Source organism: Salinimonas lutimaris, assembly GCF_005222225.1.
GTDB lineage: Bacteria > Pseudomonadota > Gammaproteobacteria > Enterobacterales > Alteromonadaceae > Alteromonas > Alteromonas lutimaris.
In genome coordinates this window covers 2,759,511-2,784,059 of the sequence record NZ_CP036536.1, presented here as the reverse complement: position 1 = coordinate 2,784,059, position 24,549 = coordinate 2,759,511, and the positions used below count along the sequence as shown (strand labels likewise).

The window sequence follows — 24,549 nt, the reverse complement described above, 5'->3', positions numbered from 1 at the left end:
GAGTAAAGCGGCTTTTTGTTATTCAAGGATAAGCGGCTTTAACCGGGTATCCATGAAATCTGCAATTAATGGCTGGGCCTCATGGTTTGGGTGAATACCATCTTTTTGCATTAAATCTTTGTTAAGCGCCATGTCCTGTAAAAAGAACGGAACCAGTAAAATATCCTGTTCCCGGGCAACCTCATCAAAGGTGTCTGCAAACATGGTGGTGTAACGCCTGCCGTAATTGGAGGGAATTTGCATATCCTGCAAAAACACCCGGGCACCGGCCTGTTTGGCCAGCTCAACCATTCTAATCAGGTTGGCTTTTAATTTGTTAACCGGATGGCCTTGTAAGCCATCATTACCGCCCAGCTCAATCAGTACGTGGCTTGGCTGATGCTGCTCCAGTAATCGCGGTAAACGGGCCAGTCCGCCATCAGTGGTTTCGCCACTGATGGCGGCATTAACAATCTGAATGGGGTGCGAGGCATCAGCCCAGCGCTTTTGCAGCAGACTGACCCAGCCCTCGTGCTGTTGTAATCCATAACCGGCACTCAGGCTGTCACCCACAACTAGCAAGGTTGGCTTCTCGTCCGGCTGCGGTTGTGACGCGGCAACCGATTGATCTGCCAGCAACAGTAACGGTAACAATAAGATAAAAGAAATGCTGAAAATATGATGACGACATTGATTAAAAAACACGACGGCGGTAGCTCCTTATGATTAAGACCAGTCAGTTAACCAAAACAGTTTCTACGAATGAAGGGCCTCTGGAGATTCTTAAACCCATTTCTTTTGAAGTCAAGCAGGGACAGACTGTGGCTATAGTTGGCGCGTCCGGTTCGGGCAAATCTACGCTACTGGGTCTGCTTGCCGGACTTGACCAGGTCACCGAGGGCGAAATATTCCTCGATGGTGAGCCGCTGCATAGTATGGATGAAGAACAGCGCGCTCAGTTACGTGGCGAAAAAATCGGTTTTATCTTTCAAAGTTTTATGCTGGTACAAAGTCTCACAGCCATCGAAAATGTGATGCTACCGGCAGAAATTGCCGGGCTTGAGAACGCGCGGCAAAAAGCCCGGGCTGTGCTTGAGCAGGTCGGGCTGGGTCATCGGGCTAATCATTATCCCAATCAATTGTCTGGCGGTGAGCAGCAGCGGGTTGCCATCGCCCGGGCATTTATTGGCGAGCCCAGAATATTATTTGCTGATGAGCCTACGGGGAATCTGGATGCGGCAAACAGTGACAAAATTGAAAAACTGCTGTTTAAAATGAACAAGGACCTGGGCACGACGCTGGTGCTGGTCACGCATGATGATGAGCTGGCGTTACGCTGCGATCGTCAGTTAACCATGCAGGCGGGTGAGCTTAGCGAGCGCGCGCTACAACAGGAGCTGGCCAGTAATGGGTAAAGTTGTCAGTCTGGCCTGGCGGTTGTTTAAACACGAAGCCCGCCGTGGTGAGCTCACCATTATTCTGGCTGCGATTATTTTATCGGTCGCAGCGGTATTATCGCTCTCCTTGTTTAGTGAACGTTTACAGGGCGCGCTGACCGAACGCTCAGCCGCTTTTCTGGCTGCCGACCGTCAGTTAAGTGCCAGCCAGCCCATTGATGAAAACTGGCTGATGGCTGCGCGTTCTGAGTCGTTGGAGACCGCTCGGCAAACCCAGACCCGCTCAATGGTGTTTGGTAAAAATACCATGTCACTGGCAGATCTTCGTGCGGTTAATGAAAATTATCCGCTCAAAGGCGAAGTTACGATCGCCGATGCGCCATTTGGTCAGCAAAGCAAAACCACCGAAGTGCCGGAGCGCGGCCAGGCCTGGGTAGACTCCCGGCTATTCCAGCTGTTGAATATTTCAATCGGCGATACGATAGAAATCGGCGACCAGCAGTTCACCGTAGGCAGGGTGTTATCGGAGATACCTGATGCCGGGTTTAATCTGTTTAGTACCGACCCGATGGTACTTATCCGCGAAGCGGATTTGCAGTCAGCCAATATTACCGGGCCAGGCAGCCGGGTTAACTACAAGGCGTATTTCACTGGCACACAGGCTAATCTGAATCAGTACTATGACTGGCTTGAAAGCCGCCTGGATGAAGAAGTTCACCGCTGGCGCTCGGTCGACAATGACGAATCCCGGATCGGACGCTCGGTGGCCAGGGCGGGTCAGTATTTCCTTCTGGCCAGTCTGCTGGCAATAGTCCTTGCAGCAGTGTCGATTGCCGTTGCCGCGCAGCGCTACAGTCAGCGCCATTACGATCCGGTAGCCATCATGAAAACCTTAGGGGCCAGCCAGCAGATGATCCGGCGGGTTTACATGCTGCAGGTCAGTTTTATTGCGGTTCTGGGCATTCTGATTGGTATTGCTGCGGGCGTGGCTATACAGCAGGTGGTGGTCAGTGCGTTGGCCGATAAAGTAGAAGTGAGCCTGACCGTCTGGCATTACCGGCCGGTGCTCATCGCAGTATTTACCGGGGTTGTCTGCGCGGTCTTGTTTTCCATGTACCCGTTACTTCGTTTGTTTTCTGTGCCGCCGTTACGGGTATTGCGCCGTGACATGGATGCTTCATTACGCTCGCGAACCCTGCAATTTGCAGTATCTGGTATCGCGGTATTTTTACTGATGTGGGCGTATTCGCAGGATCTGAAAATCAGCGCTATCTTGTTTGGCTCAGGCGTAGCACTGGTTGCGGCGTTACTGCTGGTCACGCTGGGGCTAATTCGTATCGGTCGTAAGCTAGGCAGTGCAAAGATGGGCGCCTGGCAGCTGGCCTGGGCGCGTATTCGCCGGCGGGCCATGGATAACAGTATACAGCTGATTAGTTTTTCAATAACGATCATGCTGCTGTTAGTGGTATTGGTCATGCGTAATGACATGATTGCTCAGTGGCAGGCGCAACTCCCCCAGGGCACGCCCAACTACTTTTTAATTAATATTACCAGCGATCAGCAACCCAAGTTGGAACAGCGCTTTGCTCAGCAAGGGGTCACTATAGATGCGTTTTACCCGGTGGTACGGGGACGCTTTGTTGCCGTGAATGAGGAGCGGGTAAATACTGAAGTTACTAAAGAAGAATCTGATGCTCCACGGGAGGGGCGGGACGGTCTGGGGCGTGAGGCAAATCTGACCTGGAGTAACCAGCTGCAAAAAGAAAACCGTATCACCGCCGGCATGTGGCATGGCAATGCGCAAAACGAGCATGACGATGTGTTTGAGGTGTCGGTGGAAAGTGGGGTAGCAGAGCGGCTGGATATCTCTTTGGATGATATTCTGACCTTTAATGTAGGCTCTGAAATTGTGAAGGCTAAGGTGACCAGTCTCCGGGAAGTGAACTGGCAATCTATGCAGCCCAACTTTTTCTTTGTTATTTCGCCCGACGCGATGCAAAGTTTCAATCCTACCTATATTACCAGTTTTTACCTGCCAACAGAGCGAAAGCCTGAGCTAACCAGTCTGATGCAGCCTTTTCCCTCGGTCACCATGTTTGATGTGGATGCCAGAATCAATCAGCTCAGGGGCATTGTTGATCAGGTATCGCTGGCGGTTGAGTTTATTCTGATCCTGGTGTTGGTAGCCGGCTCGTTAGTGCTGATAGCCCAGGTACAGGCGAGTATGGATGAGCGGCAGCAGGAACTGGCCATATTGCGTACTCTGGGGGCTAAGGGCCGTCTGATAAGAGCCAGTGTGGTGTTTGAGTTTGTCATTATTGGTGTAGTGGCCGGCTTTATGGCGGCGCTGGCTAACGAGCTGAGTCTGTATATGCTACAAACCATGCTTTTCAATATGACGCCGACATTGCACGTTGAATACTGGCTGATTGCACCGATTGTCGGAGCACTGGTTGTGGGGGGACTCGGTGCTGTAGGATGTTGGCGGCTATTAACGCTGAATACCAGTGAATTACTACGTAAAATTATGTAGACAGCAGCCCCTGTTGTCATCAACAGGGGCTGCTTTATCACGACCCGGAGTTTTAGAGGGGATAAGCCAGAATTTTCGACAGAAAACGGTGTCTATCCGAATTCATAATTCAAAGCATCTTGCAAATTGGGATAGCTGAACGTAAAACCTGCGTGCTGAAGGCGTTCAGGAATCACTTTTTGTCCGGTTAGCAACATGTCAGCAGCCTCGCCCATCATCAGTTTCAGGGCAAAACCGGGCACAGTGAACACATTAGGGCGGTGCATGGCGCGAGCCAGTGTATCGGTAAATGCTTTGTTGGTTTGCGGATGAGGCGCGGTCATATTGTACGGCCCGTGACAGTGCTCGTTTTCCAGTAAAAATAAAAGAGCACTGACCATATCGTCAATATGAATCCACGATAAATATTGCTCGCCACTGCCCATTTTACCGCCGACAAACAGCTTGACCGGCGGCGCCATTTTAGCCAGCGCACCTTCGCCTTTAGCCAGCACCACTCCGGTACGTAGCAGGCAAACACGGGTCTGTTCATTTTTGGCTTCACAGGCAATATTTTCCCAGCGGGCGCACAGCTCATGGGTAAACTCGGGATTAGGCTGGTTATCAAGCTCAGTGACGGTCCGGTCACCCTGGCGGCCATAATAGCCAATTGCAGAGCCCGACAGAAAAATCCCCGGCGGCGTCTGGCAGGCATTAATTCGGGTCACCAGTTCGCGGGTAATCTCCCAGCGGCTATCACAAATACGTTTTTTTTGCAGGGCACTCCAGCGCTTATCAGCAATAGGCTCACCGGCCAAGTTGATTACAGCATCCAGTTGGCCGAAATCGGCGATTTCAGCCAGGGATTTGATGATTTTGACCTGCCCCGGCAGTAATTTTGAAGCGCGCTCTTTATCCCGGGTCAGCACCGTCAGTTGATGGTCATGCCAAAGACGCTCAATTAAATGCCGGCCAACAAAGCCGGTGCCGCCGGTGATGAGTATATGCACACGGTGTCCTTATCAGGGTTTATTACATGACAGTGATAATGAGACTGAATCTGAAAAGCGCAGGGCGTGCGGTTTATCTATTTCAACCTCGGCGTAGGTGACCCAGTGATGCTCTGCGGCCACATCTAGTACGTCTGCAGTCAGCTTTTCGAGCAGTGAAAAGCGGTTGTCTTCTACCAGTTTGATAATGGACTTGGTGACTGTCTTATAATTCAGCGCATCATCCATATTGTCGGAGTCGGTGGCCCGCTGTGCATCGTAATGAATTTTGACGTTAACCACTACGTCCTGCTTATTTTTGATCTCTTCTTCATTAATACCAATGTAGGTTCGAAGACGTAAATTTTTAATTTTTATAGTCGCTTGGTTTAAATTCATGAAATGACTCGTAATATGACTTATATAGACGTAGGCTAACTGTGCCTGATTTTTACTGACTAACTCAACTATTTGTTTATTATGGAACTAAAATCTCCTACTGCCAAAGCACTGGTGGTACTTGCCAGTCTGGTTGTCGTTCTGGCGGGTATTAAAGCGGCCTCAGCCATCATGGTGCCGTTTTTTCTGTCTGGCTTTATTGCTATTGCCTGTGGCCCATTAATTAACTGGGCCTCCCGACATCATATCCCACGTTGGCTTTCCATTATGCTGGTCATTCTGACCATTGTGTTCATTGGATTCTTACTGGCGGGCCTGGTGGGTCAATCATTAACAGAATTTAAAGAAAATTTGCCTGAGTATCGGGCCAAGCTGGATACTGAATTTGCCTGGGTGATTGACCAGCTCGCCAGGGTCAACATTCACATAAACCGGGAGCTGATTACCTCACATCTGGACCCGGGCATGGCTATGTCGCTGGCGACTAACTTTATCAGCGGAATGGGCGGAGTATTGTCGAATTTATTTTTGATCCTGCTGACTGTGATTTTTATGTTATTTGAATCACACAGTATTCCGGCCCGGCTACATGTGGCGCTGGCAGATCCTGACATGAAAATGCAGCATGTGGACAAATTCATTCGTTCGGTAAACAGTTACCTGGCAATTAAAACCGTGGTCAGCCTGGCGACCGGTTTGATTATTGGCGTGTGGCTGTATGTGATGCAGGTAGACCACTTTCTGCTGTGGGCGGTGCTAGCGTTCATGCTTAACTATATTCCGAATATTGGCTCTATTATCGCTGCACTACCGGCGGTGCTGATTGCCTTTGTACAGTATGGTTTTGCTTCCGCCGGCCTGGTTGCACTGGCTTTTGTACTGGTGAACACCATTATGGGTAATCTGGTCGAGCCGCGGCTGATGGGGCGGGGCATGGGACTTTCTACTCTGGTGGTCTTCCTGTCGCTGATTTTCTGGGGCTGGTTACTGGGCACAGTGGGCATGCTGTTATCTGTGCCGCTGACCATGGTAGTGAAAATTGCCCTGGAATCACGTAAGGAAAGCGAGTGGCTGGCAGTACTGCTGTCAAGCAGTGACGATAAATCCACCTCTCGTCAGGCGTAACCGGCAGGCAGCCGAAGCTGAATACCGGCACCGCCTGCCGCGCTGTCATAAATGGTCAGCTGGCCTTCGTAAATGTCGACCAGGTCAGCGACTACCGCCATACCAATTCCCTGGCCTTCGGTATAAGTATCTAACCGGTTGCCTCGCTCCAACAGACGCTCCCGTACCGGGAGGGCAATCCCGGGCCCGTCATCTTCCACAATCAGATACAGCCAGGGACCCTCCCGGTAGGTTTTCAGTAAAACCTGACGGCGCGCTGCTTTGCAGGCGTTATCTGTCAGGTTTCCCAGCATTTCAAATAAATCCGTATCATCACCGTAAAACAGAGGCTCGCCGGTTGCCTCAATGGTCAGCGTAAGGTTGCGGTGCTCATAGACCTTATCCATGGCCCGTTTGAGTTTACCCATTACTGGCGCAATCAACACCGGTGCCTGCCAGCCTTTTTGCCCGGCGGTGGCACGCTTAAGCTGACGCTGAATCAGACGGTCGATTTGCAGCAGGCTATCCCTGGCATCATCGGGCAAGTGATTTGCTCCCAGCGCGACGGCCAGCGGAGTTTTAAGACTGTGTGCCAGGTCGCCTAAACTGTTTTTATAGCGTTTACGCTGCTGCGCTTCAGTTTCAAGTAAATGGTTGATGCTTTTTTTCAGGCCACTGAACTCTTTCGGATAAGCGCCGTCCAGCTGCAGCTGATGCCCTTCACTGGTGTGTTTTATTTCGGTAATCAGCTTTCGGACTGGTGCCAGTACCACAGTAATCCCCAGTAGCATGACCAGCACCAGCAACAGGCCCAGCACCGATAGTCCCTGCCAGACCGTGTTCAAAAACATACTGCGTTCAGCGGCAAACTCTTCGCGATTATTGAGAATATAGAACTGGACAGGCACAAAGTCGGTATCGGTGGCAAATTCGGCGGTAAAACCGTAGGCAAAGTAAGCGGGGGAGTCATCGGTACTTTGCACATAGTGCGCCGTGAACTGCTCATCACCCACCGCAGGCAGGGTAGCCGGTTTGGTGACAACCACATGCAGTGCCGAGGCCGACTGCCATACAATCTTGTCACGGAAAATAACAAAGCCGACGTAGCCTGAGTCTGGCAGGTTCAGCTGCTCCTCGTACAAAAAATCTGGCATGACCGGCCGGTTATTTTCAACCTCAAAGGCCGATACCAGTGCCAGGTTCATCAGTTTGAGTTCATTGAGCTTCGCCTGGGTCAGGCTACTGGTGTACGCTTTATCCAGCACATATACTGTGACCGGAATAAATACTGCCAGCGCCACCAGGGCCAGCAGAATGCTACGAATTTTCAGGGAGAGCCGCTTCATAGGTCCCGGTTGATACGATAACCACGACCTCGCAGGGTTTCGATGGGTTTAAGTACCCCGGCCGGGTCAATTTTTTTACGCAGGCGACCAACAAAGACCTCAATCACATTGCTGTCCAGATCAAAATCCTGATCGTAAATATGCTCGGTCAGCTCGGTTTTAGACACCACTTTTTGCGGGTTTAGCATCAGGTATTCCATCACCTTGTATTCGTAGGCAGTCAACTCCAGCCGGCTACCATCCACAGCCAGCTCTTCTGCCACGGTATCAAGCTCCAGCGGTCCAAAACTTATGGTAGGGTTGGCCTGACCGGATGAGCGTCGGATCAGTGCTTTGACCCGGGCGAGCAGTTCTTCATTATGAAACGGCTTGGTCAGATAATCATCGGCGCCGGCATCCAGTCCCTCGACCTTCTCCTGCCAGCGATCCCGGGCGGTGAGTATCAGCACCGGGCTGGTCACATCAGCACGTCGTGCCTGTCGGATAACATCAAAGCCGTCTAAGTGGGGTAATCCGATATCAATAATGGCAACATCGTAATTGTGCTCTTTAAGCAAATAAAGCGCACTGTTGCCATTATCGGCTAAATCCACACTGTAACCGTGTTGTTGAAGTAGTACATCAAGCTGGGTCAAAAGCCGGCTGTCATCTTCAGCAATCAAAATTCGCATTAGCGGTTATTGTCCTTTTTGTTCGTCTGGTTTACCTTGCCAGAGCGTTTGTCCACATCGACCGAAATGACCCGGCCGGATTTTTTCAGTACCTTGACCCGGTAGCGGTCTGATTGTTGATCCACTTTCAGCACCCGGCCATTGACCTGTTTGCGCGCTTTGTTAGCAGCCTGGGTTTTGTCTATCTGATGATCATTATCCTGCTGCGCCACGGCAAACAATGGCGTAGTGCACAGGGTGATGCAGAAAATAGCGGCTACAAAAATTCGCTGGGACATGATGTTCTCTGTGTAAGGATAACTTCAAACAGTCTATCTAATTTACTGTTTTTACCTGATGATTACCATACAAAGGCTTAGCTGAACTAAGGCTGAATTATCAGACTGGCTCAGCCTTAAAGCGCATCCGCATTCGGCTAGCTATATCCACTGACGCATTCACGCCGGTAGCCCGGCATCTATCTGCTTCATTCCCCGGACAATTTTTCATGACGGTTAATCAAAGTGAGCATAAATTACGTTATGTACTTCCGGTTTCGAGCCGGTCAGTTTATATAATCTTTAAAAACAATGCGTTATATGTCGGTATGACCTATGCAAATGATGTTTTATGATGTCAGGCAAGTATCTATCTGACCTGGCAATAACATGGACTGACAAACAAAGAGGTCACCTGATGACAGCAGATATTCGTACAACAATGTGGAAAGCGATGGCCGACAGCCCAAATGTGATGGTTAATCTGACGGCAAAATACCAGCATGCCGAGCCGATGCGCGCGCAGCTTGATGAGGATGCTGACAGTGAGTTCTGGTTTTACACCACCAAGACCAACCGGATTGCTGAAGGCGGCGAGGCCATGGTGCAGTTTGCCAGTAAAGGCCACGATGTATTTGCCTGTATTCGCGGGGTTCTGGTTAAAGAAGACAGGCAGGAAATTATCGACAAGTACTGGTCGAATGCGGTGGAAGCCTGGTACGAGAAAGGCAAAGAAGATCCATCACTGCAAATGATGCGCCTGGAGTTAAAAGACGCTGAAATCTGGCAGGCTGATCCCGGGTTTAAGGGCATTTTCAAAATGCTCAGGGGTAAAAATGTTGAGCCTGAAGAAATGGGCGAGCATGAAAAGGTAAATTTGTAATGACAGGCCCCGGTTAGCTAACCGGGGCTTTTTTTATCAGGGCAAAACTTTTTTGTATGGCTTAACCAACACACTTTCATAGACGCCGGCCGCTACATAAGGGTCGGCATCAGCCCACGCCTGCGCCGCCTCCAGCGAGGCAAACTCAGCCACGACCAGAGAGCCGGTAAATCCTGCCGGACCCGGATCAGCCGAATCAATGGCCGGGAACGGGCCTGCCATTATCAGCCGGCCTTCGTCTTTCAGTGTCTCAAGCCGCGCAAGGTGATCAGGGCGTACTGCCAGGCGTTTTTCCAGACTATCAGTAACGTCTGTTGCGCAAATCATATAGAGCATCTGTACGTCCTGTTAGTCTTTGACTGTGGCAGCTTTCATACTGCGTACAAAGTTATCCAGCGCATCAAGCATGGCTGCCTCATTCCCCAAATTCTGAGCAATCAGGTTTACGGTGGCGGAACCACTGATAGCCCCGGCTGCACCGGCGGCAATGGCATTTTTGACCTGCTCGGGTTTAGATATACCAAAGCCCAGCAGCGGTGGAGCACAGTCGTACTGAGCCAGCTTGGCAACCAGCGACTCGGCCGGAATCTCTACGGCGGTTTCTGCGCCGGTCACTCCGGCGCGACCCAGCAGATAGGTATAGCCAGAAGAGTGCTCGCCAATCTGTGACAGGGTTTCGTCAGAGGCATTTGGCGGGGCAATCAAAATTTGCTTAATACCTGTTTGTTCGGCTGCGGCCAGAAATGGCTGCACTTCACGCAATGGCACGTCTGCAATAAGGATACTGTCAACGCCTGCCTCTGCGGCTTTTTCATAAAAACCGGTAATACCGGTTACCATCACCAGATTGCTATAAAGCAGCAGGCCAACCGGGATGTCCGGATACTTTGCCCGAATACGACCCAGCAAAGCCAGACAATCAGCTGTGCTCACCTTGCTGCCCCGGGCCCGGATGCTGGCGGCCTGAATAGTCGGGCCATCGGCAATCGGGTCGGAGTAGGGCAGGCCAAGCTCCAGCGCATCGGCGCCACTTTCGATCAGCTGGCAAATAATTTTTTCCGAAGTTGCCAGGTCCGGATCGCCAATGGTCACAAAGGGCACAAACGCACCGGCTTTCTGTTCATTGAGCCGGTCAAACATTGCCTGATATCTATCCATCAAATTCATCTCCCAGGATCTTGGTTACAACGCCGATATCTTTATCGCCACGGCCGGATAAATTGACCACAATGATGGTGTCATCTTCGGCCTCGTCTGCCATATTCAGCGCATGGGCCAGCGCGTGCGCAGACTCCAGCGCCGGGATAATGCCTTCTTTCCGGGCCAGCAATTTAAATGCATTTAGCGCTTCTTCATCAGTCACAGACACATACTCAGCGCGCTTCATTTCTGCCAGCTGGGCGTGCTGCGGACCAACTGCCGGATAATCCAGTCCGGCCGAGACCGAATAGCTTTCTTCAATCTGACCTTCGTGGTCCTGCATAATGAAGGTATAGGCGCCATGCAAAATACCTTTGGTGCCGGTACAGATAGTGGCACCGTGTTCTTTGGTATGCAGGCCTTTACCCGCAGGCTCTACGCCCACCAGTTTAACGCTCTGTTCGTCAATGAAATCAGCAAACATACCAATGGCATTAGAGCCACCGCCGACACAGGCAACCACCGCGTCCGGTAAGCGTCCTTCTTTTTCCTGGATCTGGGCGCGGGTTTCCTCGCCAATCATACGGTGAAATTCACGTACGATCGTCGGGAAAGGGTGCGGGCCGGCTGCGGTACCCAGCAGATAGTGGGCTTTATCATAGTTGGCTGACCAGTCGCGCATGGCTTCGTTAACCGCATCTTTAAGCGTACCGGAACCGGCATTTACCGGAATGACTTCGGCGCCCATCAGGCGCATCCGAAACACATTAGGGGCCTGACGTTCAACATCTTTGGCGCCCATATAAATACGCGCTTTAAGGCCCAGTAATGCACAGGCCAGAGCGGTGGCAGTACCATGCTGACCGGCACCGGTCTCGGCAATGACTTCTGTTTTACCCATACGCTTGGTCAGCAGTGCCTGTCCCAGCACCTGATTGGTTTTGTGGGCACCGCCGTGCAACAGGTCTTCCCGTTTTAGGTACAGTTTGACCTTGGGGTTACTGACCAGATTACGGGTCAGGGTCATTGCAGTGGGGCGGCCTGCATAGTCTTTGAGCAGGTCCAGAAATTCTTTTTGAAACTCAGGATCATCCTTGGCATCAATGAATGCCTTTTCTAACTGATCCAGAGCAGGAATAAGCAATTCGGGTACATACATACCGCCGAATTCGCCAAATTTTGCATCTAACTGATTCATGAGTTGTCCTGTAATATCTTTTAGTACTGCCGCACGTGGGCAAATAATGCGGTTAATTTGTCAGCGGATTTTTGGCCCGGTGCATCTTCCACTCCTGAGTTCACATCAATGATGGCAGCGCCAGTTGCCTGAGCCTGCTGAATCACATCGATATTAATTCCGCCAGCCAGTACGATACGTGATTTATCGTTAATATCCTGCAACAGCGACCAGTCAAACTGATGGCCAGTGCCGCCTTTTTCCTGCCCAACCTGGCAGTCCAGTAAAACCCGGCTGACCACAGGTTCTGCCATGACAGGGTCTAAACTGGCCGGTAATTGCTGACTGACTCCCAGCGCCTGCCAGATTTCACAGCCATCCGGTAGCCGGCCAGCCAGTGAGGCCCGGTAAGCGGCGTCTTCATCACCGTGTAACTGCACCGCACTCAACGACAGTTCGCCCGCCGCCTTGACGATCTCATCCTCGCTGGCATTGACAAAAACACCAACATAGCGGCCTGGCACAGCAGAAACAATCTCACTGGCCTGGGCCAGAGTGACCGCGCGTTTGGATTTTTCGGCAAATATTAATCCGCCAAAATTGGCCCCGGCGTCAAACGCCGCGCTGGCAGCCTGAGCGGATGTGAGACCACATACCTTGATATTGCCATACACCAGCTCGCGTACAGCGGCAGGCAAATCCTGCTGCGCCATCAATGAACTGCCAACCAGAAAACCATGACAGTGCGCCGACAAGCGCATCACATCTTCATGGGTGTAAATACCGGACTCAGAAATTACCACAAAATCGTGGCTTGCCTGCTCCAGTAACGGCACCAGCCGTTCAGTGGTAGCCAGGTCGGTACTTAAGTCCCGTAAATCCCGGTTGTTAATACCAATAATGCTGGCTTGCAGCGCAATCGCCCGGTGCATTTCCTGCTCATTACTGACCTCAGTCAGAATATCCAGTTGCAGGCTGTCAGCCACCGCTGCCAGCGCCCGGTATTCGTCATCGCTAAGTACGCTGAGCATCAGCAATACCGCATCAGCGTTGTAATAGCGTGCCAGATAAACCTGGTATTCTGAAATGAAAAAATCTTTATTCAGTACCGGCTGGCTGACCCGCTCGGTAACATACTGCAAATACTCAAACTTACCCTGAAAATATTTTTCATCGGTCAGCACCGATATCCCCGCCGCAAAAGGTGCATAAGCAGCAATAATCTCGTCCAGATCGAATACTTCCCGGATCAGCCCTTTTGAGGGAGAGGCTTTTTTGCACTCCAGAATATAACCCGCTTCGGGTTCAGACAGGGCAGCAAACAGGCTTTTTTGTGACGGTGTCAGGCCTGCTTTTATGGTATCAAGCGGTAACGCCTGCATCAGTGATTCCAGCTCGACACGTTTATCTGCAACGATTCTTTGCAGTACATCAGCCATTACTTTTCCTCCTGGGTGAGTGTGGCAACTTGTTTGAGTACTTCAACCGGGGTGCCCTTAGCCATGCTTTCCATGGCCATCTCCGCCCCTTGTTTATAAGTATCGACGTGACCGGTGACTTTCAACAGGGCGCCGCAATTCATTGCGATAGCTGCCCGGTGTGCTTCGTGTCCCTGGCCACACAGCGCATCTTCAATAAATTTGCGGTTGTCGTCCGGGTCGCCACCTTCTATGGCGCTGAGGAGAAAAGATGGTAAGCCAAAGTCTGCCGGTGTGACGGTGTATTCACGCACATCACCATGCTCAAGATCGATAATCCGGCTCTCGCCATGCAACGCCAGTTCATCCAGGCCATCACCATGAACAATCAAAGCGCGGTGCTGGCCAAGCAGCATCAGGGTGCGGGCGTAAGGTTCCAGCAATTCGGGAGAATAAACGCCAAATACGCCATGGGTCGGACTGGCCGGGTTGGCTAGCGGGCCCAGAACGTTAAATAGGGTACGGGTTTTTAACGCAGCCCGTACCGGTGCGGCATGGCGCATGCCGGCATGATAAACCGGCGCAAACAAAAAACAGAAGTTGGCTTCATCCAGACAATGGCGAGCAGTTTGCGCCTCAATATCCAGTCTGATCCCAAAGCTTTTGAATAAATCTGCCGAGCCGGACCGTGATGATACGCTGCGATTACCGTGCTTGGCGACTTTAACGCCACAGGCTGCCGCGACCACACCGGCTGAGCTGGAAATATTAATAGTGTTGTGACCATCCCCGCCGGTACCCACGATATCAGCAAAATTATAGGACGGCGTGGGAAACGGCAGGGCGTTGGAAACCATAGCGCTGGCAGCACCGGCAATCTCCTCCGGTGATTCCTGCTTCATTTTTAGCGCGGTGAGTACCGCGGCAATCACAGGCTCAGGCTGTTCACCATGCATAATACTGTTAAACAGGGCAAACGACTGGGTTTGCGACAGGGACTCGCCGGCAAACAAGGTGTTTAAGGCACCACTTGCATCATACATGTTGCGATCCTCGAGTTAAAAAGCGAATACTTTGAATCAGTAGCTGGCTGCCCTGAGCGGTTAAGATGGACTCCGGGTGAAACTGAAAGCCCAGCATATTGTCCTGCTGGTGATGCACCGCCATGGTCGTCTCGCCGCATGCTGCAATAGGTGTCAGTGATTCGGGCAGGCGGGTGGCAATCAGTGAATGATAACGGGCTACCGGTAAGGGTTGTGGTAAGTTGGCAAACATCGCTTCGCCGCTATGATGAATCAGCGAGGATTTGCCATGCATCACTTCTTCTGCCCGGCCAACTTCACCGCCATAATGGTCCACAATAGCCTGATGGCCCAGACAAATGCCCAGCACCGGATACTGTCCCCGTACCAGAGACAACAGCTGTGGCATACAACCAGCATCTTTAGGGGCGCCCGGACCTGGAGATAACATCAGCATGACCGGGCCACGCCGGGCTTCTTCGTCCATACGTGCCTTCAGGCGCGCAGCATCTACTGTATTGCGATAAACAATAATGTTTAAATCCATGGTCCGCAATTCATCGACCAGGTTATAGGTAAATGAGTCAACATTGTCGAGTAAAAAGACGGTCACCGGCTGGCTCATTAGTATTGCTCCTTGTGCATGGCGGTTTGAACAGCACTGATAACAGCCTGCGCTTTACTACGTGTTTCATTAGCCTCTGACAGCGGATCTGAATCATACACCACGCCGGCCCCGGCCTGAATGTAAGCGGTCTGATTTTTAACAAATGCCGAACGAATCACAATACAGGTGTCCATGTCGCCGTTGCCATTGATATAACCAACCGCACCGCCATAGCTGCCGCGGCGTTGTTGCTCGACCTGACGCACTAAGGTGGCAGCGCTGACTTTAGGGGCGCCAACCAGGGTGCCCATATTCATACAGGCCTGATAAGCATGCAGGGCATCCAGATCATCGCGCAGCTGCCCGACCACCCGGGACACCAGGTGCATCACATGCGAATAGCGGTCGACTTTTAGCAGATCTTTTACATAGCGTGTGCCGGGACGGCTGACTTTGGCCACATCATTGCGGGCCAGATCAACCAGCATAATGTGCTCTGACTTTTCTTTGTTATCTTCGCGCAGGTCCAGCTCTATACGACTGTCCAGGTCATGATCAATGCTACCGTCGGCGCGCTTGCCCCGTGGGCGGGTGCCGGCAATCGGGTAAATTTCTACCTGGTTGCTGTACTTTTCATATTTCAGCGCTGATTCCGGCGATGCCCCGAAAATAGAGAAGTCGGCATCCTGCATATAAAACATATACGGGCTGGGGTTTTGTTTTTTAAGCTGCGCGTAGGCGGCTAGTGGTGACGGACACGGCAGTGAGAAGGTACGCGACGGTACGACCTGAAAGATATCACCGGCCAGAATGTGGGTTTTAAGATAGTTCACATCCTGCATAAACTCGTCATCGGATTTATCTACCGATACATCGGTGTGGTCGACAACACCACTGGCCGGGCCGCTGTTTTGCGGCATGTTATTTAACGCCTGTTGCAGGTGTTCCAGACGCTGGGAGACGGCAAAGTAGCTTTTGGCCACTTCCGGGCCGGAAAACACACTGCCGATAAGCTCTGTAGTCTGGGTTTGGTGATCAATGGCCAGCATGGTCTCAGCCAGATAAAACACATAGTCAGGGCAGTCATTTTGACCTTCCGGTACATCCGGCAATTGTTCAAAGGTGGCCAGCAGGTCGTAGGCAAAAGCACCACCTAAAAAAACCGCATGAGGGTGGCTGCGCAGGGCTGAAATATGATTGGTCAGCAAACGTAATGCATCAAATACACTGGCCGCTTTTAGCCGGGCATCTTCGTCCAGACTGGCATCAGCCGGCTGACAGGTTAACCGGAGTCCGTCGCTGACCGTCTCGATACTGATACCAGCCGGGCAGTGTTCAGTAAACAGCGGCATTACTGAGCGGCCATTGGCGGTCAGCGCGGTCACGGTCACCTGATTACCCCGGCATTCAAGCCGCAGGGCGGCATCCACCATCAACAGGCTTTGCAAGTCGTCTTTGCTGTCAATTTCTGCTGATTCCAGCAAAAGCGCATTGGGTTTGTTCTGACATAGATGAGTAAAAGCGGCCAGTGGATCGGCCAGATATTTACCCTGTTGCGTCACGGTTTCTACTTTACCCGGGTGTTCACCCAGTTCTGCTAAGCTCATTGTCGCACTTCTCCACCTGCAATCTTAAAAAAAAAGGCCCGTTTAAAAACGGGCCTTTTTTGTGTTTATCATACGCGCACCAACACGCACACCGCCCGTTAAGTCAGGGAGTGCCACCACCAGATAACGCTGATTTGCGCTGTTTGAAAAAAGGTGCTTTGCATTGGTTTAGTTCGCTATTTCCTAAAACTTCGATAGGCATCGAAGCCATAAAAACTGTATAGTGTGAGCCATAGAAGAAACCAAATTGAACCGCGTGTCAACCATAAATAGTTAAAACCGTGAAAATAGACCTCCATAGCCATACCATTTTTTCCGACGGTCAGCTTTCACCTACCGAGCTGGTGCTGCGCGCGCACACCATGCAGGTCGATGTGCTGGCCATTACTGATCACGATACAATCGACGGTCTGACCGAGGCCCATGCCTGCCAGGCAGAGCAAAAACGTGCCATGACCATTATTGATGGCGTGGAAGTATCTACCGGCTGGCATAACTTCGATATTCACATTGTCGGGTTAAATGTTGACCGGCAGAACACCGCCTTTCAGACATTTTTAAAAGCGCAGGCAGACCGGCGCGAGGAGCGGGCGCAAAAAATTGCCGATAAGCTCACTAAGTGCGGCTATGACGGCGTGCTTGAGCGTGCGCGAAAGCTGGCCGGTAAAGGTCAGCTGACCCGCGCGCACTTTGCCCGCGTACTGGTAAATAATTATCAGGTGGCAACGATGAATACCGCCTTTCGCAAATATCTGGGTAAAGGAAAGCGAGCTGCAGTGAAGGCACAGTGGCCAACGATGGCCGAAGCCATTGCTGCGATTCATGAAGCTGGCGGCCAGGCTGTACTGGCGCATCCGGGCCATTACGATATGACCGCTAAATGGCTGCGCCGGCTGGTGGCTGAATTTGCCGACGCAAAAGGTGATGCCATTGAAGCGGCCAGCCCGGGACTGAATCCGACCAAACGGGATCTGATTGTAGAACTGGCGCAGACCCATCAGTTACGGGCATCGGCCGGATCCGACTTTCATTTTCCGTCGCGCTGGACTGAACTGGGACGAAATCTGGGGCTGGCCTCGCAGCTTACGCCGGTCTGGCATGACTGGGCGCTATCAACAACACCATCAAACAGGATTTAGCATGAGCCAATTTTTTCAGATTCATCCGGAAACACCACAGCCGCGCCTGATTAAACAGGCTGCAGAGCTGATTCGTCAGGGGGAGGTAGTGGTTTATCCTACCGATTCAGGGTATGCCATTGGTTGCCAGATGGACGACAAACAGGCGCTGGATAAGCTGTGTCAGGTACGTGACATTGGGAAAGACCATAACTTTACCCTGGTCTGCCGTGACATGTCAGAGCTATCGATTTATGCCAAGGTGGACAATGTGGCGTTTCGTCAGATCAAAAACAACACGCCCGGGCCGTATACCTTTATTTTAAAAGCCACCCGTGAAGTACCTCGCCGGCTACAAAACCCGAAACGTAAAACTATTGGGATCCGGGTGCCAGATAACGCCATCGCCCTTAAGCTACTTGAAGAGCTCAATGAGCCTTTGATGTCGACATCTTTGATATTGCCAGGCGAGCAAATGGCCGAGTCTGATCCGGATGATATTCGCCGTAAGCTGGAAAAGCGGGTGGGGCTGATTATTGACGGTGGCGCGCTGGGTGAGCAGCCCACTACGATTGTTGATGTGTCAGACGGTCCGGCGGTTATTCTGCGCGAGGGCAGCGGTGATGTCAGCCCGTTTTTGTAACAGGACACCCACATCTTGAGTGAGTTCCATAGTCCTGAGCCGGTACAGCAGCCCTTGCCACTGGCGTTTATTCATGGTGAGGCGCTGATAGAAAAGCCCCGGGATCTGTACATCCCGCCCGAGGCACTGGAAGTGATTCTGGAGAGCTTTGAAGGACCGCTGGATTTACTACTGTATCTGATCCGCAAACAAAAATTTGATATTACCACCTTACCTATTGCAGAGGTTACCGCTCAGTACATGGAATATGTTGAGGTGATGAAATCCATGAAACTGGAGCTGGCGGCAGAGTATTTGCTGATGGCTGCGTTACTGGCGGAAATAAAATCCCGCTTGTTGTTACCCCGGCCAGAAACCGAAGACGATGACGAGGATGACCCGCGGGCTGAGTTGATTCGCCGCCTGCAGGAATATGAGGTTGTTAAACAAGCAGCAGAAGACCTGGACAGTCAGCCGCGCATCGAGCGGGATGTGTTTGCGGTCAGTGTCAGGCCAGCTGAATCAGCTGCACCGGTCAGGCCGGATGCAGAAGTCTCGCTGGATGAGTTGGTGCAGGCATTTCGCGGGGTGATGAAGCGAGCGGCTGCGTTTGAAAACCACACAGTAGCTAAAGAAGCGCTGAGTACCCGGGAGCGGATGTCGATGATCATGGCCATGGTCAATGATACCGACTACACGCCGCTGGAAAATCTGTTCACAATACAGGAAGGCCGGGCCGGTTGTGTGGTATCATTTCTGGCTATTCTGGAGCTGGTCAAGGAACAGCTGTTGTTATGTGTACAGGCCGGGCCTTACGCCAGAATTTATGTCAAAGCAGGTCAGCATGAAGAAGATTAGCCGCGAACAGCTTAAGCAACTGGTTGAAGCCACAATATTTGTGGCCGATAAACCGGTCAGCAAAAGTCGCTTGCGGGAGTCGGTACTGGCCGGTTTTGCAGTCACCGACAAACAACTCGAAGAAGTGCTTGAAGAGTTACAACTGGACTACCAGCCACGGGGCATTCAGCTAACTGAAGTGGCCAGCGGCTATCGGTTTGTTTCTCAGGAAAGCCTGGGGCCGTTGCTTAGTGTGTTATGGCAGGAGTCTGCGCCGCGTTATTCGCGCGCACTGCTCGAAACACTGGCACTCATTGCTTACCGTCAGCCCATAACCCGCGGTGAGATAGAGCAGGTTCGGGGTGTTGCGGTGAGCAGCAATATAATGAAGACCCTGTCTGAACGGGACTGGATAAAAACCGTGGGTCACAAAGAAGTGCCTGGTAAACCGGCGTTATACGCCACCACCCGGGCATTTCTGGATTATTTTTCGTTAACGTCACTGTCCGGCTTACCCAGCGCCGAGGCTTTTGCCGAACTGGCTGCGCAGCATGCCGGGCAGGAGAGTGACGAGCAAGAGGTACCGTCTGATGTATAGACCGTACGAACGATAACTGTAGAAATGAGCATTTGCACGTATGAGTGAAAAATTGCAAAAAGTGTTGGCTAACCAGGGGTTAGGCTCACGTCGTGAAATGGAGCGCTGGATTGAGCAAGGCCGGGTATCGGTTGATGGCGCAATTGCCACTTTGGGCGATCGGGTTACCCCGGAAGCGCAAATCCGGGTTGACGGGCATTTACTGTCACGTCAGAACGAGCAGCCTATTTGCCGGGTACTGATGTACAACAAGCCGGAAGGTGAAGTCTGTAGCCGTGCCGATCCCGATGGCCGGGACACGGTATTTGATCGGTTGCCGGCTATTCGTGTCGGACGCTGGATAGCGGTAGGTCGTCTGGATATTAATACCAGCGGCTTGCTGTTATTTACTAACGACGGTGAGCTGGCTAATCGTCTGATGCACCCACGCTGTGAAGTCGAGCGAGAATATGCGGTACGGGTATTTGGCGAAGTAGCACCTAAAACCCTTAATGTTCTGAAAAAAGGGGTTGAGCTGGATGATGGTGTGGCCAAGTTTACCACTATCCGTCCACGCCCGAATGACGATGAGAGCTTGAACCACTGGTACAATGTGACATTGTCAGAAGGCCGCAACCGGGAAGTACGCCGGTTGTGGGAGTCTCAGGATGTGCAGGTCAGTCGTCTGATGCGAGTGCGTTACGGGCCGGTTGAGCTGCAAAAGCGTCTGCCGCAGGGCGCCTGGGTTGAACTGAAACTGGAGGATGTTAACCGCCTGCGTAAACTGGTTCAGCTGCCGGATGAAACCCAGAGCCTGGTGGATGTGCGCCAGGGCAAACTGGATCACGCCAGGTTAACCCGGATGCGTCGTTCGGTGAAAAAGCACCGTTCACGTAAGCAGGCTCCGGCCAAAGGAAAATAAAACGCTAAGCCCTGTTAATTACAGGGCTTTTTTTTATCCGGCAGACGCTATCCAGCGCAAAATCTGTGCATTCAACCTGCTTTTTCCGATCTGTTGAGAGTTAGCCGGCGTAGCCAGTTACGAATCAGTTAAACAGGTAGGTGCTGCACTACGACAGGCATTCTACCGACGTAAATCAGACAACAGGAGTGAATAATGCAAGACATGCCACAACTGGGAATTGGTACATTCCGTTTAGAAGATAACACCGCGTATAAATCAGTGACCGATGGTCTTAAAGCCGGTTTTCGTCACATCGATACAGCGCAGATTTACGGAAACGAAGAATATGTGGGCGATGCTATTAAGGCATTTGGTATTGAACGCGAAGACTTCTTTCTGACAACCAAAGTCTGGTTTGATCATTTTGGCAATGACAGCTTTATCGAAAGTGTGCACGAAAGTCTGGCGAAGCTAAAAGTTGACCATGTGGATCTGCTGCTTATCCACTGGCCGTCGCCAGACGACAAAGTACCTATGGAGCAGTATCTCAATAGCCTGGCTCAGGCTAAAAAAGATGGCCTGACCCGCCATATTGGGGTATCTAACTTTACCATTGAACAAATGGAAAAAGCGGTAGAAATTCTGGGAGAGGGCGAAATATATACCAACCAGATTGAGCTGCATCCGTTTATGCAAAACCGGAAGGTGGCTGAGCGTGCAGAAGAGCTGGGAATGAAGGTAACTGCCTACATGCCATTTGCCGTGGGCAAAGTAATGAAAAGTGAAACGCTGCAGTCGATTGGGCAAAAATCTGATGCCAGCCCTGCCCAGGTTACGTTGGCGTGGATGAAAGCCAAAGGGTATTACACGATTCCTTCATCGACCAATCCGGATCATATTCAGGATAACTATGAGTTTGAAAAAGTCTCACTAAGTGCGGATGATATTGCATTGATTGATGATCTGGACAATGGTGAACGTATTGTTGACCCTGACTTTGGTCCTGAGTGGGACTAACCCTCAGTGTTTACACTCAATGCCCGGTTCGCCGGGCATTTTTAATAAATTTTGCAGCTACAAATACGCGCTGTTACATAGTTTTCCTCGCTGAGCCATGTTATTTACGGCACACTTTCATTACCAGTTCTCTATCATTTAAATGTACCTGATGACCAAACCTGAACAACTTGCCCGGGCTAAACGACAGGCCCTGTATTGCCTGTTAGTGGCCGCCGCCTTGTTTATTACTACAACGATCATTGAGTACCGGCATGTGGCGCAAGCGTACAGTACCTGGATTGGTCTGGTGAAAATGATCAGTGAGGCGGCGCTGGTGGGCGGTTTGGCTGACTGGTTTGCGGTTACTGCCTTATTTAAGCCTATTCCGCCACGCTTTCCTATTCCCCACACGAATATCGTGGCTGCCAATAAAGCCAGTATTGCAGCTAATTTATCCGGTTTTGTAAAAGACAAGTTTTTCAACTCTCAGGCGATTGCCCGACTGGTGAGTGAAAGCGATCCGGCCAGAACGATGGCCCTGTGGCTGAAATCAGCTAATAACAGTCAGCATGCCGCGCGGGTGATGGGAGATAGCGTGGGCGGCGCCCTGACCATGCTCAGTGACGGGCCGGTGTTAAATCTGGTGGCTGACAACCTGCGTAAATTTCTGGTCAAGCTGGACTTAAAACCTCTGGTCACCGGCACTTTACAGGCACTGACCCGGGAAAACCGGCATCAGCAGGTGCTTGACCAAATCATCAATCAGGCAGCCCGGCTACTGCAACGCCCCGGCGCCCAGGCATTTATTGCTGCGCGTCTGCATCGCTGGCTTAAAACTGAACATAGTACGCTGGAGAGATTTTTACCCTCAGAGTGGATCAGCGAGCGTGGCGCACAGGTGGCGACCAAAGCGATTATCAGCACCATTGAAGATATTAATGACAACCCGGACCATGTACTGCGCAAACGGTTTGACCATTATGTGTCGGTGATGCTGCAAAAGGTGGAAAACGACCCTGATATGGCCGCCAGACTCGCCGGATTCCAGCAATCGCTAGCCAGTAACCAGACCCTGCACACCTATCTGGGTAAGGTACTGGATGATCTGCGGATATACATACAGCAGGATCTGCGAGCTGACGATAGTCAGTTGCGCCAGCATCTTACCCGAATGTTAGAGGACTCCGGGCAACGTATACTGGATGACAACACTTTGGCAGAGTCAGTAAACCGTTATATTACCGGTGCAGCCACCTATGTTGCGCCGCAGGCCAGTGATTTTCTGACCGGCCATATCCGCAGTACCATTGAGAACTGGGATGAACGGGAGATGTCAGAGCAAATTGAGCTTAATATTGGTAAAGATCTGCAAAAAGTCCGTATTAACGGCACGCTGGTCGGTGGGCTGATAGGCGGGATCCTGTTCGGGCTGGAGCAACTGGTCAGTTTGTTTAGCGCCTAGGGCATCAAGCAGCAATATCAGACCGGGCATTGCCTTCACGCTGCTTACCCGAGTTCCAGACGATGCGCTCTGACATGTGCCTGAAGCTCAGGATAAAACTGCAAAAAATGGGCTTCAAGTGCGGCATAATGGTGCTGCACTTCTTCAATACTGTTATCAAACTGATGTTTAAAACGAATGCGCGCGGCAGTATTGTCCAGCGCCCGGCCTACTCCAGACAGGCTGGCATAGGTATCCAGCCAGCGATGCGACACCATACTGCCAATCATCGCTTGCATGCTGTCGGGCATCTTCGCTAGCAGACCTTCCAGTTGCTGGTAAACGCTTTGTTCAAAGCGGGCAAACGGCAGGTCGGAAAACTGTGACCAGTGTTTTATCAAAAAATGATCAAAGGATACATCCACAATAATCCCGGCAAATCGTCGTCGACGGGCACTGAATAACTGCTTTGCCTGAATGACCTGTGCATGCTGGTCGGTAAATTTATCGACCAGCCGGTGATTGGCCAGGCCCGCTTGTATCGTCTGGCTATAAATATGTGGCTGTACGCCATGCATAAAGTCGCCCAGCAAATTACCAAACCGGGATTCGCCGTTGGGCTGTGACAAGTGCAGGTGGGCCAGATAGTTCATATCAGCGGCATTGTCTCGGTAGCATCATGCCCGGCAGGGTGCTACCGGTACAGTCCCACAGTACCTCACCCTGAACAATCACCGGCGTCATGATGATTTGCTGCTGGCTGTCATCCATCACAGAGAAACTGACTGTCAGTTCAGAGCGGCTAAGGCGCACACTCTCAGTTGCTTTTTCACGTATATCGTCGGTCAGCGTTAACTGAGAAATATCATCCGGGCGACGCTGATGTTCATTGACGTAGTCCTGATAGGCGCTGGCCACTTTTTCTGCCAGTTGTGTGTGGGTGTCCAGGGTTTTAAAAGGCTGGCTGGCGATATTGGGTATCTGACTAATAAAGGTGAGCGCACCAGCAAACAAAAAGATCCCAAGGCCGATAAAAATGGCCAGCACCTTGCCGCTTTCCCGACCGGCACTGACGCCCTGATTGTATTTTTTATTCCAGCTTTCCTGAGAACTGGCCAAAAATACTACAGACTCAATAATGGCAATAATAAAAGGAAAAGGTGTCCAGCAAAACACAATGTAGAGCAGGGCCCGCCATTGCTTCAGGTAGAAGCGATGTAGTCCCATCACACCACCAAACAGGGCCAGCGCTGCCGCTGCTACCCGGCTTTTATAGGTAAAACCGGCAATCAGCTGATGACACTGTGGGCAACGTACCTGACTGGCATCAAATTCGTTATTGCACGATGTGCAGGTCTGGCTGGTGGTCATGATGGTCCTTTTATCCGTAGTATAAACAGCGCATTCTGACATAAACCGTTTTGTTACGCAGGAAAGAAACGTCAGTTCACAAGCATTATTACGGTTGTGGAATAATCATTTGCAAAATAAGGGGATTAACCTCTTTTGTGAAATGACGTACAGTAGCGCCATCTTTTGTCAG

The 24,549-nt window shown here is 51.3% G+C and carries 26 protein-coding genes; 11 read left to right on the top strand and 15 right to left on the bottom strand.

Features of this window, described 5'->3' with window-relative positions:
* Positions 1 to 18: 18 nt before the first annotated feature.
* Positions 19 to 684, bottom strand: coding sequence for an arylesterase (locus EZV72_RS12190; protein WP_137167509.1), 666 nt, complete (start codon positions 682 to 684; stop codon positions 19 to 21).
* Positions 685 to 701: 17 nt separating this feature from the next.
* Here EZV72_RS12190 and EZV72_RS12185 point away from each other — a divergent pair, with 17 nt between their 5' ends.
* Complete coding sequence (locus tag EZV72_RS12185; RefSeq protein ID WP_137167508.1) at positions 702 to 1,394, top strand: ABC transporter ATP-binding protein; 693 nt, start codon at positions 702 to 704, stop codon at positions 1,392 to 1,394.
* Entirely contained in the window at positions 1,387 to 3,909 is a 2,523-nt protein-coding gene (locus EZV72_RS12180; RefSeq protein ID WP_137167507.1) for an ABC transporter permease, read from the top strand. Before EZV72_RS12185 ends, EZV72_RS12180 begins: the two co-directional genes overlap by 8 nt.
* Before the next feature lie 92 nt (positions 3,910 to 4,001).
* Here EZV72_RS12180 and EZV72_RS12175 read toward each other — a convergent pair whose 3' ends face one another.
* Both EZV72_RS12175 and folX read right to left on the bottom strand, forming a co-directional pair.
* A complete protein-coding gene (locus tag EZV72_RS12175) occupies positions 4,002 to 4,898 on the bottom strand; it encodes a TIGR01777 family oxidoreductase (RefSeq protein WP_137167506.1) in 897 nt (298 codons plus the stop codon).
* Between the two features lie 12 nt (positions 4,899 to 4,910).
* A complete protein-coding gene (gene folX, locus EZV72_RS12170) occupies positions 4,911 to 5,276 on the bottom strand; it encodes a dihydroneopterin triphosphate 2'-epimerase (protein ID WP_137167505.1) in 366 nt (121 codons plus the stop codon).
* Positions 5,277 to 5,357: 81 nt separating this feature from the next.
* Here folX and EZV72_RS12165 point away from each other — a divergent pair, with 81 nt between their 5' ends.
* Entirely contained in the window at positions 5,358 to 6,401 is a 1,044-nt protein-coding gene (locus EZV72_RS12165) for an AI-2E family transporter (RefSeq protein WP_137167504.1), read from the top strand.
* On the opposite strand, the gene EZV72_RS12160 is transcribed toward EZV72_RS12165, so the two are convergent.
* From EZV72_RS12160 to EZV72_RS12150, 3 genes are read right to left on the bottom strand one after another with little or no spacing between them, the layout of a single operon-like run.
* Positions 6,392 to 7,726 carry an ATP-binding protein gene (locus EZV72_RS12160; RefSeq protein WP_137167503.1) on the bottom strand — a complete coding sequence of 445 codons (1,335 nt, stop codon included), beginning with the start codon at positions 7,724 to 7,726 and terminating at the stop codon, positions 6,392 to 6,394. The genes EZV72_RS12165 and EZV72_RS12160 overlap by 10 nt on opposite strands.
* Positions 7,723 to 8,397, bottom strand: coding sequence for a response regulator transcription factor (locus EZV72_RS12155; RefSeq protein ID WP_137167502.1), 675 nt, complete (start codon positions 8,395 to 8,397; stop codon positions 7,723 to 7,725). The genes EZV72_RS12160 and EZV72_RS12155 overlap by 4 nt, the downstream gene beginning before the upstream one ends.
* The gene (locus tag EZV72_RS12150; protein ID WP_137167501.1) at positions 8,397 to 8,675 is read right to left on the bottom strand and encodes a PepSY domain-containing protein; all 279 of its coding nucleotides are present in this window, start codon (positions 8,673 to 8,675) and stop codon (positions 8,397 to 8,399) included. Before EZV72_RS12150 ends, EZV72_RS12155 begins: the two co-directional genes overlap by 1 nt.
* A 397-nt stretch (positions 8,676 to 9,072) precedes the next feature.
* Between EZV72_RS12150 and EZV72_RS12145 the strand changes: the two genes are divergently transcribed.
* Positions 9,073 to 9,537 (top strand): pyridoxamine 5'-phosphate oxidase family protein, encoded by a 465-nt coding sequence (locus EZV72_RS12145; protein WP_137167500.1) that lies wholly within the window; start codon positions 9,073 to 9,075, stop codon positions 9,535 to 9,537.
* A gap of 36 nt (positions 9,538 to 9,573) precedes the next feature.
* Here the strand turns inward: EZV72_RS12145 and EZV72_RS12140 are convergent, their stop codons facing one another.
* From EZV72_RS12140 to EZV72_RS12110, 7 genes are read right to left on the bottom strand one after another with little or no spacing between them, the layout of a single operon-like run.
* Entirely contained in the window at positions 9,574 to 9,873 is a 300-nt protein-coding gene (locus EZV72_RS12140) for a YciI family protein (RefSeq protein WP_137167499.1), read from the bottom strand.
* 12 nt (positions 9,874 to 9,885) lie between these two features.
* Positions 9,886 to 10,695, bottom strand: coding sequence for a tryptophan synthase subunit alpha (trpA, locus tag EZV72_RS12135; protein ID WP_137167498.1), 810 nt, complete (start codon positions 10,693 to 10,695; stop codon positions 9,886 to 9,888).
* A complete protein-coding gene (gene trpB, locus EZV72_RS12130; RefSeq protein ID WP_137167497.1) occupies positions 10,688 to 11,875 on the bottom strand; it encodes a tryptophan synthase subunit beta in 1,188 nt (395 codons plus the stop codon). The genes trpA and trpB overlap by 8 nt, the downstream gene beginning before the upstream one ends.
* Positions 11,876 to 11,895: 20 nt before the next feature.
* Positions 11,896 to 13,293 carry a bifunctional indole-3-glycerol-phosphate synthase TrpC/phosphoribosylanthranilate isomerase TrpF gene (gene trpCF, locus EZV72_RS12125; protein WP_137167496.1) on the bottom strand — a complete coding sequence of 466 codons (1,398 nt, stop codon included), beginning with the start codon at positions 13,291 to 13,293 and terminating at the stop codon, positions 11,896 to 11,898.
* Positions 13,293 to 14,315 (bottom strand): anthranilate phosphoribosyltransferase, encoded by a 1,023-nt coding sequence (gene trpD / locus EZV72_RS12120; protein ID WP_137167495.1) that lies wholly within the window; start codon positions 14,313 to 14,315, stop codon positions 13,293 to 13,295. Before trpD ends, trpCF begins: the two co-directional genes overlap by 1 nt.
* Positions 14,308 to 14,919: an aminodeoxychorismate/anthranilate synthase component II gene (locus EZV72_RS12115; RefSeq protein WP_137167494.1), complete on the bottom strand. Its 612-nt coding sequence runs from the start codon at positions 14,917 to 14,919 to the stop codon at positions 14,308 to 14,310. The genes trpD and EZV72_RS12115 overlap by 8 nt, the downstream gene beginning before the upstream one ends.
* On the bottom strand, positions 14,919 to 16,508 hold the full coding sequence (locus EZV72_RS12110; RefSeq protein ID WP_137167493.1) for an anthranilate synthase component 1: 1,590 nt from the start codon (positions 16,506 to 16,508) through the stop codon (positions 14,919 to 14,921). The genes EZV72_RS12115 and EZV72_RS12110 overlap by 1 nt, the downstream gene beginning before the upstream one ends.
* Positions 16,509 to 16,789: 281 nt before the next feature.
* On the opposite strand from EZV72_RS12110, the gene EZV72_RS12105 reads away from it, so the two are divergent.
* The 7 genes from EZV72_RS12105 to EZV72_RS12075 all read left to right on the top strand — a co-directional run bounded on the left by EZV72_RS12105 (position 16,790) and on the right by EZV72_RS12075 (position 23,027).
* Positions 16,790 to 17,647, top strand: a complete 858-nt coding sequence (locus EZV72_RS12105; RefSeq protein ID WP_137167492.1) for a PHP domain-containing protein — start codon at positions 16,790 to 16,792, stop codon at positions 17,645 to 17,647.
* 1 nt (position 17,648) lies between these two features.
* On the top strand, positions 17,649 to 18,269 hold the full coding sequence (locus EZV72_RS12100) for an L-threonylcarbamoyladenylate synthase (protein ID WP_137167491.1): 621 nt from the start codon (positions 17,649 to 17,651) through the stop codon (positions 18,267 to 18,269).
* Between the two features lie 15 nt (positions 18,270 to 18,284).
* A complete protein-coding gene (locus EZV72_RS12095) occupies positions 18,285 to 19,106 on the top strand; it encodes a segregation and condensation protein A (protein WP_137167490.1) in 822 nt (273 codons plus the stop codon).
* Positions 19,093 to 19,683, top strand: a complete 591-nt coding sequence (gene scpB / locus EZV72_RS12090) for an SMC-Scp complex subunit ScpB (RefSeq protein ID WP_137167489.1) — start codon at positions 19,093 to 19,095, stop codon at positions 19,681 to 19,683. Before EZV72_RS12095 ends, scpB begins: the two co-directional genes overlap by 14 nt.
* A gap of 40 nt (positions 19,684 to 19,723) precedes the next feature.
* Complete coding sequence (gene rluB / locus EZV72_RS12085) at positions 19,724 to 20,584, top strand: 23S rRNA pseudouridine(2605) synthase RluB (RefSeq protein WP_137167488.1); 861 nt, start codon at positions 19,724 to 19,726, stop codon at positions 20,582 to 20,584.
* A 195-nt stretch (positions 20,585 to 20,779) separates the two neighbouring features.
* Positions 20,780 to 21,583 carry a 2,5-didehydrogluconate reductase DkgB gene (dkgB, locus tag EZV72_RS12080; RefSeq protein WP_137167487.1) on the top strand — a complete coding sequence of 268 codons (804 nt, stop codon included), beginning with the start codon at positions 20,780 to 20,782 and terminating at the stop codon, positions 21,581 to 21,583.
* 151 nt (positions 21,584 to 21,734) lie between these two features.
* Complete coding sequence (locus tag EZV72_RS12075) at positions 21,735 to 23,027, top strand: DUF445 domain-containing protein (RefSeq protein ID WP_175405113.1); 1,293 nt, start codon at positions 21,735 to 21,737, stop codon at positions 23,025 to 23,027.
* A 44-nt stretch (positions 23,028 to 23,071) separates the two neighbouring features.
* Here EZV72_RS12075 and EZV72_RS12070 read toward each other — a convergent pair whose 3' ends face one another.
* Together EZV72_RS12070 and EZV72_RS12065 are read right to left on the bottom strand one after the other, a co-directional pair.
* Positions 23,072 to 23,659 carry an acyl carrier protein phosphodiesterase gene (locus EZV72_RS12070; RefSeq protein ID WP_137167485.1) on the bottom strand — a complete coding sequence of 196 codons (588 nt, stop codon included), beginning with the start codon at positions 23,657 to 23,659 and terminating at the stop codon, positions 23,072 to 23,074.
* Between the two features lies 1 nt (position 23,660).
* Positions 23,661 to 24,377 carry a TM2 domain-containing protein gene (locus EZV72_RS12065; RefSeq protein ID WP_175405112.1) on the bottom strand — a complete coding sequence of 239 codons (717 nt, stop codon included), beginning with the start codon at positions 24,375 to 24,377 and terminating at the stop codon, positions 23,661 to 23,663.
* Positions 24,378 to 24,549: the final 172 nt, after the last annotated feature.